This is a genomic window from Candidatus Benthicola sp., from assembly GCF_058719085.1.
Genome location: NZ_JBZQEK010000053.1, coordinates 1 through 13,015, shown reverse-complemented (window position 1 = coordinate 13,015; position 13,015 = coordinate 1). Strand labels below are relative to the sequence as shown.

The following is a 13,015-nucleotide window of genomic DNA, read 5'->3' as shown; positions in this document are numbered from 1 at the left end:
CGGAGCATGCTTCCGAACATCACCGTGTGAATTGGCAGCAGTGCGTACCAGTAGAGGCGTCCGAACAGGCCGGCCGGATCGAACACCGCCGTCTGCGTGAGGACTGAGCTCCCGTCCGGAGCGCTCTCCACCTCGAACTGGAGCCAGGCGCGACCCGGGAGCCGCATCTCGGCTCGCAGTCGGAGCAGGCGCGGCGGCTCGAAGGCCTCCACCCGCCAGAAGTCGAGGGCGTCACCCGGCCTCAGGTCGACCGGGTCCCTGCGCCCGCGACGCAGTCCGGGCCCTCCCACCAGCCGATCCAGGAATCCCCGTATTCGCCACAGGACGTCGCCGGAGTACCAGCCCACGCTGCCTCCGATCCGACGCAGGGGCTCGAAGGTCCGTTCGACGGGCGCATCGACCCGGGCGGAGCGCGAATCCACCAACCGGCGACCGTACTGGAGCCCACGCTTTGCGGGACGGTGATTGTTCAACGCGGCGTCCGACCACCGGGTCGCCGCGAATTCACGATCTTCGTTCGCCAGTGCTCGACGGATGGACTCCGAGATGCCCCTCGGTCGTACCCGGAATTCCTCGGAGGCCGACGGATCGGCCACGACGGTCGGGTTTCGAACCCCCTCGATGAGCTTTCGTCCGACGCGCGCGTAGAGCGGGGTCACCAGGCCCAGCCACAGGCTCGAGAGGGCCGGCGTCAGGACCGGAACCGGGATCATCAGGCGTCGCAGACCCCGTTGCCTCGCGTACTCGCGCATGATCTCTCGGTAGCTCACGACGTCCGCACCCCCGATCTCGAACACTCGACTCCCCTCGATCGGGGCCGTGCGGGCCTCGACCAGATAGTCGATCACGTCCTCGATCGCGATCGGCTGAGCCGGCACGCGTACCCAGCCCGGGGTCACCATGAAGGGCAGCTTCTCGACCAGGGCCCGAATCATCTCGAAGGAGAGACTGCCGGAGCCGATGATGATGGAGGCCCTGAATTCGAGGGTCGGTACTCCCGATTCGCGGAGAATCCGGCCCACGACCTGCCGGCTCTCGAGGTGCGCGGACAGATCATCTCCGGAGCCGAGGCCGCCGAGGTAGATGATCCGCCGAACCCCGGCCGCCTGCGCCGCCTCCGCGAACGTGTGGGCGCCCCGGCGCTCGAGCTCCTCGAAGTCACCGTCGTCCCCCATCGAGTGCACCATGTAGTAGGCCGTATCCACGCCGTCCATGGCCCGGCGCAGAGACTCGGCGTCGAGCACGTCGCCCTCGACCACCTCCGTATCGTCCTGCACCCGCGGCCGGAGCAGGTGGGGGCGTCGGGCCAGACAGCGCAACGGCACGCCGGACGACTCGAGGGCCTCACGCAGCCGTCCCCCGACGTAGCCGGTCGCCCCGGTGAGCAGCGTGACCCCGGTTCGTTCAGCCACGGGGCATCGTCCGGACGCTGCCGAGCCCGCCATCCACGCCGATGATCTGCCCGGTGAGCCACCCTTGCTCGGGAGACAGCAGCCACGTGATGGCGGAGGCGATGTCCTCCGGTGTGCCGAGGCGGCCGAGCGCATGCAGAGCCCTGGACGACTCGGCGGCCCGCTCGTTGGAGGTGATGCGCTCGGTAAGCGGGGTGCGCACGAGACCCGGAGCCACGGCATTGACGCGTATGCCGGCCGCGGCATAGGTGGCGGCCGCCGACCTCACGAGACCTTCGATCCCGCCCTTGGCGGCGGCGATGGCTTCGTGGTTCGGCAACCCGGATCGAACGACCGCGCTGCTGACGAGAACGATGGACCCGCCCCCGTCGAGCGCCTTCCCGCCTGCCCGTACCGTCGCGAACGCCGTGTCGAGGTTGCGTGCGATCACATCCCGGTAGGCGGACTCCGAGGTCATGTGTGCCGGCCTGAGGAGAACCGATCCGACGCAGTTGGCGAAGCCATCGACCCGGCCCCACAGCCCCTTCGCACGCTCCGTCGCGGCCTCGACCTCGTCGAAGCGCGTGGCGTCCAGGCTGAGCGTCTCGGCCCCCGTTTCGGCAGCCAGCGACGCCAGACGGTCGGCGTCACGAGCCACGGCCAGCACCTCACATCCGTCGCTCGTCAGCCTCCGCGTGACAGCCGACCCGATCCCCCCCGTCGCGCCCAGCACGACGATCACGGATCTGTCGCTCATCGCTCTCTCCTCTCCGCAGCCTTTACCGGTGTGACAGGATTCCATCAAGCAGGCGAGGCCCGGCGCCTCACGGCGGGGACCTCCCTGTGGCCTTTCGCCAGCCGGAGGAGGAGGCGCGTTCGCGGGCCCCCTCCTCCAATCGAAGCATGTTTCGAACTACATGGGCGGTAGAATCACCGCGTCGATCACGTGGATGACACCGTTGCTGGCCTGAACGTCAGCCTGGATCACCCGTGCCTCGTCCACGTACACGGTGCCGTCTTTGACCTTGATGTCGATCAGCTCACCCTGCAGGCTCTTCGCCGACGTGAGCTTCACCACCTCATCGGAGGTGACCTCGCCCTCGACCACGTGGTAGAGCAGCACGGCCTGCAGCTTCTTCTTGTTCTCCGGCTTCAGGAGCGTCTCGACGGTTCCCTCCGGCAGCGCAGCGAACGCCTCGTCCGTCGGCGCGAACACGGTCAGCGGACCCTCGCTCTGCAGGGCCTCGACGAGTCCGGCCGCCTTCGCAGCCGCGAGCAGCGTATTGAACGAGCCGGCTCCGGCCGCCACGGCGACGATGTCGTCGGCGGGCACCGGTCGATCCATCGACATCTGCGCGGACGCGGGACCGGCAGTGATCAGCAGGGCCGCCACGGCGCCCAGGGTCATCAGATTCTTCGAGAACATTGGCTTGTCTCCTCGGGTTTCAGGGCCGACACTTCGTTGGAGTGGCCCGCCAGCACCATCGCCGACGGGCCGTCGATCTATGTTCAGGTCGCCCGCAGGCGACCGGGGTTGTCTACCCCACGACCGTCAATCTGTACGACCGTGCACCTCTTGTCAAGTGTTTGTCCAGTCTCATAGGTTAGACAAAAGCCAAACATGACACAAACCCTGTGAAGTCAGGAAGATCGATGGACAGTCGAGTACCCGAGACCCGCGTGCGCGCCCTGCGAGACTCCGCCCCGCGCCCGGAAGGCGCCTACGTCCTGTACTGGATGACGAGCCAGCGACGCACGGAACACAACTTCAGCCTCGAGAGGGCCGCCGAGTGGGCATCGGAGCTCGGCTGCGGGCTGGTGGTCCTCGAAGCCCTGCGCTGCGACTACGAGTGGGCGAGCGACCGGCTGCATCGGTTCATCCTGGATGGCATGCGTGACAACCATGAGGTGCTCAGCCGTCACGCCGGCGTGAAGGCGTATCCGTACGTCGAGCGTGCGAAAGGCGAAGGCCGCGGGCTCCTGGAGACCCTTGCGGAGCGTGCCCGTGTCGTGGTGGCGGACGACTATCCGACCTTCTTCCTGCCGCGGATGCTCGAAAAGGCGGCAGAGAAGCTCGATGTGCGGCTCGAGGCCGTGGACTCGAACGGCCTCGCTCCCATGCGGGCCACCGGCAAGGACTATCCGACCGCATACACGTTCCGCCGGTATCTGCAGAAGACGCTTCCGGAGTTCCTGGAGGCTCGGCCTCTCGGCGATCCGCTGAAGTCCCTTAAGTCCTCGGAGGCTCCCGAACTCGCGTCCGACGTGCTCGACCGCTGGCCGTCCGCGGCGGCGGAGCTCTCGGACGGGTCCCTGGACCTGGACGATCTTCCGCTCGACCACTCGGTCGGCGAGGTCGAGCTCGAGGGAGGCAGTCGAGCCGCTGTCCGGCACATGGAGGATTTCCTTCGCGATCGCCTGCCCCGGTACGCGGAGGAGCGGAACCACCCGGACGATGATGTATCCAGCGGTCTGTCTCCGTACCTGCATTTCGGTCATCTGTCGGTGCACGCCGTGCTCGAGGCGATCGCCGACGGCGAGGACTGGACAGCGTCATTCGACGATCGTTCGGCGAACGGCAAGCGGACCGGGTGGTGGGGAATGAGCGAGGGCGCCGAGGCCTTCCTCGACGAGCTGGTGACCTGGCGCGAGCTCGGTTTCAACATGGCCGCCAACCGGCCGGATCACCGGGAGTACGACTCCCTTCCCGAGTGGGCCCGGGAGACGCTGGAGGAGCACGCGGGCGACCCTCGGGAGCATGTGTACGAGCTGGCCCGGTTCGAAGCGGCGGAGACCCACGATGAGGTCTGGAACGCGGCGCAGCGACAGCTGCTACGTGAGGGCGTGATCCACAACTACCTGCGGATGCTGTGGGGCAAGAAGATCTTCGAGTGGTCGGAAACGCCCCGGAAGGCAGCCGAAGTGATGATACAGCTCAACAACCGGTGGGCGGTGGACGGACGCGACCCGAACTCCTATTCGGGAATATACTGGTGCCTGGGCCGATACGACCGCCCGTGGGGCCCGGAGCGGCCGATCTACGGCAAGATCCGCTACATGACCTCCGCAAATACGGTCAGGAAGCTCCGGATGAGCGAGTATCTCGAACGATACGGCGAGTAGGCCGGTCCGGCCGGCTCCCGGGATCAGTCGTCGCGCGCCGCGATCGCCTCGAGCGTGGCGTACAGCTGACCCAGGTCTTCCACCGTCCGGCCGTCGATCGCTTCCACCGCCTCCCGGTACGAAGAGGCCGCCCGACCTCCTACCAGGATCGGAAAGGTCGGCCCCGCGGCCGCACGCAGGCGGCTCAGCTCGCCCTCCATCTCGGGATCGTCCTCCGGGTACACGAGGCTGACGGCGATGGCCGAAGCGGAGGTGTTCCTGGCGAGGTCGGCGATGTCGGCGGCCGGCAGGTTGGTGCCCAGATAGGTGACGCGCCATCCCTGTGTCGCCGCGGCCGCGGCGACGAACAGGGCGCCGAACTCGTGCACCTGGCCGGCCGGAGTCGCGATGACGATGCCGGGGGCGTCCGGTCCCGGCATCGCGGAGCTGGTCAGCGATTCGAGGACCCGCCGGATCACGGCCGTGGCCAGGTGCTCCTGCCCCGGGCTCATGTTGCCGTGCTGCCACCGTTCGCCGATTCCGGCGAGGAGGGGTCCGAGCACTTCCTCGATCAGCATCGGGGCGGACAATGCGACGGCGGCCCGCATCAGTGCCTTCTCGAGGCGGGGAGCGTCGGATTTCTCGACCGCGTCCAGGCAAGCGGATAGATGCACCTCGGGAGCCGACGACAGCACCTGTTCGATCTCCCGGTGCCGGTGCACCGCCGCTTCCTCATCTTCTCGAACCAGCTCTTTCAGCTCGCCGAGGGGAAGCTCGGCCACCCGGCCGATCCTGCGACCGGCGGAAACCGCGCGGTTCAGCAGGCCGAGGAGTTCCACGTCCTCATCGGAGTACAGACGATGACCTCCGCTCGACCGCCCCGGACTGACGACCTCGTATCGCTTCTCCCAGACGCGTAGCACGTCCGCGGACAGTCCCGTTCGGCGCGATACCACCTGGATGGGGTGTCGCTTTTCGGTATGGGTATGCTCGCTCATGACGTTCAATCTATCTCTCCCCGGCGGCGCGGCCAGTCGCACATCTGGACACCTGCTGAACAATTCGTGTTGACGCCAACTTGAAACACTTCGACTGTATCGTCAAGGCCGTGACTTTGACATTAGTTTGACGCCGACCGTCCGCCCGGCTCTCGAAACCCGGTCGGGGCGATTCCCGTACGGTGCAGCGTGTCCGGCTGAGCACGTCTCCTGCGCATGACTCGATGAACGGTGATGCAGTCACGGATCAGCAACAGATTCTGGAGCGATAGAAATGTTTCGCGTACGCAGGTGGTTGGAACGGATTCAGGAGTGGGTGAAGAGAGCCATAGCTCCGGCTTCCGGGACTACGGAGAAGCCGCGGACGCCCTCCCGCCGGGCCCAGCAGGCCGAACTGCTCGCGCTCGCCCGCCTGGGCAGGTACCCATCGCGGTAGCTGGCCCGGGCCTTGCGGAGACTCCCGAACGCGCCCCAACCGATGCCGGAACGGTCCCGGATGTGACGATCGTCGCGTCCGGTTCGTCCATCGTCGAGATGAGGATGAGCGCGAAACTGGCAGCCGAAGAGAAACGGACGATCTGGGGACTCCGCCGTCGCTACCTGCTCGAGACGCGGACGGCGCGGGGACTCCAACCTCGCTTCGCGACCCTCGGGTCCGAGGCGGTCGCCGCGCTGAGCATCTCCGGGGTGCACTGCCTCATCGCACTCCTCAGGGTCGCCCGCGATGCGCTTCGTCTCGGTGACGACCACGACGCGGCCGATACCCTGACCGCGGCGATCCGAGATCTCGATTCCCGCGCGCAGATCCTCTCCGACCTGCTGGTCTGAAGCGCCCCGTCAGAAGTGCCGCGCGATCCGGGCCGCGAGACGCGCGTTGGCCTCGAGCAGCGCCAGGTTGGCTCGCAAAGCGCGCCCACCGCTGGCCGACGCGATCCGGTCGAGCAGGAAGGGCGTGACCTCCTTGCCTGCGACGCCCGCATCCGACGCCTCCCGGAGGGCTCTCTCGATCCAGACGTCCATCGTGTCGCCGTCCACCGCCGCATCAGGTGGCGGCGGCTGCACGACGAGAACCCCCTCTCGCCGTCCGACAGCCCTCTGAGCGCCGATGATGCTGGCGATCTCGCCCGGCTCGTCCGCCGTATGCTCGAGCCGCAAACCGCTCGAAGCCGCGTAGAATGCGGGAAACTCGCGGGTCCGGTATCCGATGACCGGTACACCGAGCGTCTCCAGCGCCTCCAGGGTTCGCGGCAGGTCGAGCACGGCCTTGGCGCCCGAGCAAACCACCGCAATCGGGTGTGTGGCCAGTGCCCGCAGGTCCGCCGAGATGTCCAGGCTCTCTTGTCCCCCCCTGTGGACGCCACCGATGCCTCCGGTGGCCATCACCCGGATGCCCGCCTCGCTTGCCAGGGCAGCGGTCGCGGCCACCGTGGTCGCGCCGCGGCGGCCACCCGCGAGAACGGGGGCGATGTCACGAAGGCTGACCTTGACCGTGTCGGGATTCCGCGTCAGCGCTTCGAGCTCCTTCGTCGTGAGCCCGAGAACCACGCGGCCGCCGACGATGCCCAGAGTCGCCGGAATGGCGCCCTCCTCCCGGATCGCCGCCTCGAGCGCCGATGCGGCACGCAGGCTCTCGGGTTCCGGAAGCCCGTGCGCGTACACGGTGGATTCGAGGGCGACGACCGGACGCCCGGTAGCGATGGCGGTCGCCACTTCTACGCGCACGTCGAAGTATCTCTCCACTCCCACTCCCCTTCGATGGACGAAGAACGGTCAGAGGCGGCCATATCGACCTTTGGAAATGTACCCGTCCGACCCTCGTGTCACGACGCCGGGGCCGACCGATTGCCGGGACGGCGACCGCGGGACATTCTCATGCGTTCCCTGCATCCGCATACCGTCACGACCGTCGCCGGGGAGGAAGAGCATGACAGGACCGTTCGATACAGATCCGCAGACACGGGGAGGGCTGGGCAGCCGGCTCCTCGGTCGGCGAGCACGAGGAGCCGCGGCGAGGGAGATCGAAGCCCTGCTCGCCGGGTCGTCCGAGCTCTCGAGCATTTCCGCCGAGGCCGTGGAAAGCATCGCCGCCTCGCACGGGCTGGAGCTGTCACGTCTGCAGTCGTCCTTCAGAGATCTGTACCGACGCTACCTGGAGTTCTGCCTCATCGACCGCGCGCTCAGCGACGAGGAAGTCGAGGACCTGGCCCACCTCAGGGACATCCTGTCTCTGTCCGCGGATGCCGCTTCGGAGGTGCACGAGGAGGTGGCCTGTGCGGTGTACGGTGCCGCCGTGGACGAAGTCCTCTCCGATCATCGACTGGACCCGGAGGAGGAGGAGTTCCTGAAGCGCATCCGGAGTGACCTGGACATCGACGTGGAGACGGCCAGGAAAGCGATGGATGCCGGCCGGCGCAAGGCACGCCAGCGCTACCTGTCCTCCGTGGTGTCCTCCGACGACATCCTGGTGGCTTCCCAGGAGATCAAGCTCGAGATCGAAGGATCCTCGGAGGAGTCCATCGAGGCGGCCGTGACCGACGCACTGCGAGAGGCCACCACGGTGCTGCCCGGGCTGAAGCGGATCGAGATTGCGGGGCTCGAAGCGGACGTGTCGAACGGAGGCGTCGCCTCCTGGCACGTGAAGCTGCGGGCGGTGCTGGACCGCGACTGAGATCGATCACCCTTCGTCCATCAGGGCGCGAAGGTCATCCGGGTTCGAGACGGGCATCTCGCAGGCGAAGTCCCTGCACAGCCACGCGGACGCGCGGCCGTCCAGCAGGTCGAAGTCCCGGGTATAGGGCGCAAGCCGGACGATCGATCGACCCGCCTCGCCCGGCGGCCTGAGAAGGAGGCTGCGTCGCGGGTGGAATCCTTCGGACGCGACCTCGAGGAGCGCGCGGGTATCGCTCTCTCCGAGCTCGCCCACGATGACCAGCTCCTCGGAAGGTCCGACCGCGAGGTCGAGCGCCGTCAGAAAGAAGGTGAACGCCGACGGTTGCGCCGCGATCTGCCGGGAGAACGCGGCCGATGTGTCGGCAGCGGCCTTCTCGTAGTCCGCCCGGCCGGTGAGTCGGGCCAGCCGGAGGAGGTTGAGCAGGGCCACCGAGTTCCCCGATGGAGTCGCCCCATCCTGCACTTCCTTCCGACGGACGATCAGATCGGATCGCCCCTCCGGACTGAAGTAGAAACCCCCTCGAGCCGGGTCGGCGAACCTCTCCAGCATCGCATCCGTGAGGCGAACCGCCCGCTCCAGGTGAACCGGATCGAAGGTCGACCGATAGAGCTCGAGCTCGCCCCAGCCGAGAAAAGCGTAGTCGTCGAGGTTCCCGTCGAGCGCCGACTCGCCGGCCCGGTACCGGTGCAGAAGCGCCTCCCGGCGCCACATCGTCCGGTGCAGGAAATCGGCCGCCTCACGAGCCGCGGCCACCAGATCCGGCTCGTCCGTCACGCGGCCGGCCCTGGCCAGGGCCGCGATCATCAGGCCGTTCCAGTCCGTGAGCACCTTGTCATCCAGCAGAGGCCGCTCGCGCGAGGAGCGGCGCTCCAACAGAAGAGTGCGAGCTCGCTCCAGGCGCTCGCACACCTCCTCCCGCTCCTGATGGAGATCCGCGGCCAGCGCATCCCCGGTAACCGCCCGTCGCAGCACGTTCAGGCCCGTCGACTCGCCCGTCGCCTCATCCCGGTAGTTGCCCTCCGCCGCGAGCCCCCAGGCGGCGAACACGAGCTCCGCGTCCTCCGCTCCGAGGACCTCCCGAACCTCGTCCCTCGACCACACGTAGAAGCGGCCCTCTTCCCCCTCGGAGTCCGCATCTTCGGCGGAGTAGAAGGCCCCCTCCGGCGACCGCAGGTCCCGAAGCACGTACGAGGCGATCTCGCCGACCACGGAGGCCCGCCCCGGCGATCCGGTGGCTTCGAACGCCTCCGCGTACGCCAGCATCAGCGTGGCCTGGTCGTAGAGCATCTTCTCGAAGTGCGGCAGCAGCCAGCGGCGATCGGTCGAGTAGCGGTGGAAGCCCAGTCCCAGTTGATCGAACACGCCCCCGTCGCGAAGCGCATCGAGCGTGTGATCGACCATCTCAAGGGCGCCCTCGATCCCCGTCCGATTCCAGTGCCGCAGCAGAAAGAGAAGTCGGTGCGGCACCGGGAACTTCGGTGCGTCGCCGAAGCCTCCGAACTGTCGATCGTACTGCGCCGCCAGCTCCTGGAAGCCCTGACGGAGCGTGTCCGCGCCGAGTGACCTCCCGCTGAAATCCGTGTTCGCCACCGCCTCGAGGTGGCGTCGAATCGAAGCCCCGGATTCCAGCAGGGCCGCGCGATCCGCCTCCCAGGCGCTCCGAATCCTCGGGATCAGGCTGAGCATGCCGAGACGGCCGTGGCGGTTCTCCCGCGGGATATAGGTCGCGGCGAGAAAGGGAAGGCGGTCGGGAGTCATCACGATCGTGAGCGGCCACCCGCCGCGCCCGGTGGTCATCTGCGCCACCGTCATGTAGATGCCGTCGATGTCCGGGCGCTCTTCGCGATCCACCTTCACGTTGACGAACGCGTCGTTCATCAGCCGGGCCACCTCGGGATCTTCGAAGGACTCCCGCTCCATCACGTGGCACCAGTGGCAGGTGGCGTAACCGATGGACAGGAAGACGGGACGATCCAGCTCCCGCGCCGCGGCGAAGGCCTCCTCCCCCCACGGATACCAGTCGACCGGATTCTCCGCGTGCTGCAACAGATAGGGGCTCTTTTCCCCCGCGAGACGGTTGGCCATGGGAGCACCCTACGCGTCCGGGCGAAGGGCGGCAATCTCGAATTCCGTCTTCCTTCGTCGCCACCGCATCGCGGGGAATTGCAAGAGTCACGGCCGGTTTGCGGTGATCCCCTTCCGGAAGTGAAGCGATCGAGGCCCATGGAGGGTCCATGAACGCCGCGCCGACAGGGGCCTCCCGCGCACCTTCGATCCACGGAGCGTCTCTTGCGAGCCACGACCCTGACACCAGCGCAGGAGGAAACATGCAGGTCGCGTTCTACGACTGGATGACCTACTGGACGGGAGCCCTCGAGAAGGGACAGGGCTCGTTGCCTTCCTGCGTGCTGCACCTGCTCGAGGCCGCCCGCGACGACGACATCGAGGATTTCGAAGCGCACGCACGGTCGATTCCCTACCTGGAGCTGGCCGTGGCCCAGATGATCTTCGAGCGCATCGAGGAGCTCCACCGCGATGAGCCGGGACTCGACAGACCGGCCCGGGCCATCGGGCGCCTCGTCGACGTGCTCATCACCGAGGAAGCGCGACGTAACGCCGCATGATCCACCGCGCGTCGATCCGGCTGCCGCGTTTCGCCAAAGTTCGTCCCACACGCACCCTTTTTTCGTCTCGACCCGTGATCTGCGGGAGCGTCTGGCCCCATACGCCGCAGAGTTATGCCTCGTTTCGGTGACCTCAGCTCGCCGGGACGCTTGGAACGGCACTTGCTGCTAGCGTGCGCGGACAGATACGACACCGGGCTGCGAGGAACACCGGTGCCGCAGGTCACCAGGAAAGGCTCCACAGGGTGAAGAACGAGGATCACACTCCGCGTCCGGATACGGCCGACGGCGTCAGCGGCGCAGGGGCGGAGCGCGTCCACATCTCGGTGCCCAGCCCACGGCCGAGGAGCATCCGTTGGGAGCCCATCGACGCCGTGGCCGGGCCCGATCCGCTGTACGACATCTTCATCTCGCAGTCCGCGCTGCGGGAGCTGCTCGACCACGTCCGTGACCCTGACGCCGCGGCCCGGCCGTTCGGCCTCCTGGCGGGAGACCTGTGCGAGGACCTCGACACCGGTCGACGGTACGTTCTGATCAGCGGAACCTGCCAGGCTTCGGTCGGGCTGTCCGACGATCCGCACGACCTGATTCCCGCGGAGGCATGGGAGCAGCTTCGCGTGGGCGGCGGCCGGCTCCGTGGAAACCTCGTCGGGTGGTACTTCCTTCGTGATGCCGGCGATCCGTGCCTCACCGAGGCCGAGTTCAGGACGCACGAGAAGTATTTCGGCGAGCCCTGGCACAGTGCGATCCTGATCACGGACGTCGGAGAGCCCCGGGGCGGGTTTTTCCGGCGGACCTCGTCAGGTCTCGAACCATCCGCTGCCCTTCCCTTCCACGAAGTGGTCGCGACCCGGGCCCTCGGCAGCGGAGAGTTCCGGACGGTGCTCGACTGGACGAACGTCCGCACCGAGGTCGAAGTCGTAAGGGAGACCCGTTCCGACGCCGACCTGGCCCGGGTGGAGGCCGAGAAGAAGGCGAAGGGCCGAAGGCGACTCGATGTGCGGGACGGCTTCTCGGGACCCCTCGCCGAAGAGATCGCCCGCCGCTCGATCGTCGCGGCTGCCGCGCGCACCGCCGCGGAGCTCGGGCAGCAGCGCAGGAAGGCGGAGGAAGCGGCAAGCCGGGCCGAAGCCGAAGCCGCGAAGCGGGCGGCAGAGCTCGAAGCCGCCCGCGTGGCGGCGGAGGAGGCGGCGCAGCGTTCCGCCGAGCTCGAGAGACAGAAGGAGCGCGAAGCGGAGGAACAGGCGGAAGCCGAGAGGCGAGAGGCCGCGGCCCGCGAGGCGGAGGCCGAAAAACGCCAGGCGGAAGACGCGGCGCGAGAGGCCGAGGCGGCCGCCCGCGAGGCGGAAGAAGAGGCGAACCGTCTCGTTTCCGACCTCGAGCACTTGCGGACGGCGGCAGCGGAAGCGGAGCGACGGGCGACGGAGCTGGAGGAAGCCCTTCGGGCGACCGAGGCGGATGCCGCCCGCCGGGTGGCGGAGCAGGAAGCCCGTCGGAAAGCCGCCGAGGAAGAGGCGGAGCGCCATGCCGCCGAGGCGAAATCTGCGCGGGAAGCCGCCGAGCTCGAGGTGGAACGCCGCAAGTCGGAAGAGGCGGCTCGCATCGCCGCGGAAGAGGAGGCTCTGCGCCGCATCGAGCAGGTGCAGCAGGACCGCGAGCGCGCCGAGCAGGAAGCCGAGCGCCGGGCCGCGGAGCTCGAGGCGACTCTCGAGGCCGCCGAGCTTGCCCGCAGAGAGGCGGAAGAGGAAGCCGCGAGACGGGCGGCCGAGCTCGAGGCGTCGCGGCTGGCCGTGGAGGAGGAGGCGGAGCGCCACGCCCGGGAGCTGGAGGCCACGCTCGCCGCGGCGGAGGAGGCCCGGGAGACCGCCGAACGGGAAGCGGCACGGAAGGCAGCCGAGCTCGACGCCGCTCGTCGGGAGGCGGAGGAACTGGCCGCGAAGCGGGCCCGGGAGCTGGAAGCCACGCTGGCGAAGGCACAGGCGAACCGGGAAGACGCCGAAGAGGAGGCCGCGAGACGTGCCGCGGAGCTGGAGGCCGCGCGTCGTCAGGCGGAAGAGGAAGCCGAGCGCCAGGCGGCCGAGCTCCAGGCCACCCTCGAAGCCGCGGAGGCGGCTCGCAGGGCGGCGGAAGAGGAAGCGGAACGCCGGGCCGCGGAGCTCGAGGCGGCTCGCAAGGCGGCGGAAGAGGAAGCCGAACGCCAGGCAGCCGAGCTCCAGGCCACCCTCGAGG

The 13,015-nt window shown here is 68.1% G+C and carries 10 protein-coding genes and 1 pseudogene; 5 read left to right on the top strand and 6 right to left on the bottom strand.

Features of this window, described 5'->3' with window-relative positions:
• The 3 genes from AC36XV_RS03870 to AC36XV_RS03860 form a co-directional block, all read right to left on the bottom strand.
• A partial coding sequence (locus AC36XV_RS03870; RefSeq protein ID WP_492202359.1) for an SDR family oxidoreductase occupies positions 1–1,412 on the bottom strand: 1,412 nt, incomplete at its 3' end.
• Positions 1,405–2,148, bottom strand: a complete 744-nt coding sequence (locus AC36XV_RS03865; protein WP_492202358.1) for an SDR family NAD(P)-dependent oxidoreductase — start codon at positions 2,146–2,148, stop codon at positions 1,405–1,407. The genes AC36XV_RS03870 and AC36XV_RS03865, both read right to left, overlap by 8 nt.
• Positions 2,149–2,304: 156 nt before the next feature.
• A complete protein-coding gene (locus AC36XV_RS03860; RefSeq protein ID WP_492202357.1) occupies positions 2,305–2,817 on the bottom strand; it encodes a fasciclin domain-containing protein in 513 nt (170 codons plus the stop codon).
• 227 nt (positions 2,818–3,044) lie between these two features.
• On the opposite strand from AC36XV_RS03860, the gene AC36XV_RS03855 reads away from it, so the two are divergent.
• The gene (locus AC36XV_RS03855; protein ID WP_492202356.1) at positions 3,045–4,514 is read left to right on the top strand and encodes a deoxyribodipyrimidine photolyase; all 1,470 of its coding nucleotides are present in this window, start codon (positions 3,045–3,047) and stop codon (positions 4,512–4,514) included.
• A 23-nt stretch (positions 4,515–4,537) separates the two neighbouring features.
• Here AC36XV_RS03855 and AC36XV_RS03850 read toward each other — a convergent pair whose 3' ends face one another.
• Positions 4,538–5,491, bottom strand: coding sequence for a MerR family transcriptional regulator (locus AC36XV_RS03850; RefSeq protein ID WP_492202355.1), 954 nt, complete (start codon positions 5,489–5,491; stop codon positions 4,538–4,540).
• Between the two features lie 540 nt (positions 5,492–6,031).
• Here AC36XV_RS03850 and AC36XV_RS03845 point away from each other — a divergent pair.
• The gene (locus tag AC36XV_RS03845) at positions 6,032–6,319 is read left to right on the top strand and encodes a hypothetical protein (RefSeq protein ID WP_492202354.1); all 288 of its coding nucleotides are present in this window, start codon (positions 6,032–6,034) and stop codon (positions 6,317–6,319) included.
• 9 nt (positions 6,320–6,328) lie between these two features.
• On the opposite strand, the gene AC36XV_RS03840 is transcribed toward AC36XV_RS03845, so the two are convergent.
• On the bottom strand, positions 6,329–7,231 hold the full coding sequence (locus AC36XV_RS03840) for a pseudouridine-5'-phosphate glycosidase (protein ID WP_492202353.1): 903 nt from the start codon (positions 7,229–7,231) through the stop codon (positions 6,329–6,331).
• Positions 7,232–7,415: 184 nt separating this feature from the next.
• Here AC36XV_RS03840 and AC36XV_RS03835 point away from each other — a divergent pair, with 184 nt between their 5' ends.
• Positions 7,416–8,159: a dodecin family protein gene (locus AC36XV_RS03835; RefSeq protein ID WP_492202352.1), complete on the top strand. Its 744-nt coding sequence runs from the start codon at positions 7,416–7,418 to the stop codon at positions 8,157–8,159.
• Between the two features lie 6 nt (positions 8,160–8,165).
• Here AC36XV_RS03835 and AC36XV_RS03830 read toward each other — a convergent pair whose 3' ends face one another.
• On the bottom strand, positions 8,166–10,247 hold the full coding sequence (locus tag AC36XV_RS03830; RefSeq protein ID WP_492202351.1) for a thioredoxin domain-containing protein: 2,082 nt from the start codon (positions 10,245–10,247) through the stop codon (positions 8,166–8,168).
• A gap of 242 nt (positions 10,248–10,489) precedes the next feature.
• Here AC36XV_RS03830 and AC36XV_RS03825 point away from each other — a divergent pair, with 242 nt between their 5' ends.
• Together AC36XV_RS03825 and AC36XV_RS03820 are read left to right on the top strand one after the other, a co-directional pair.
• The gene (locus tag AC36XV_RS03825) at positions 10,490–10,786 is read left to right on the top strand and encodes a hypothetical protein (RefSeq protein WP_492202350.1); all 297 of its coding nucleotides are present in this window, start codon (positions 10,490–10,492) and stop codon (positions 10,784–10,786) included.
• A 245-nt stretch (positions 10,787–11,031) separates the two neighbouring features.
• Positions 11,032–13,015: pseudogene (locus AC36XV_RS03820) on the top strand (hypothetical protein); the annotation flags it as partial.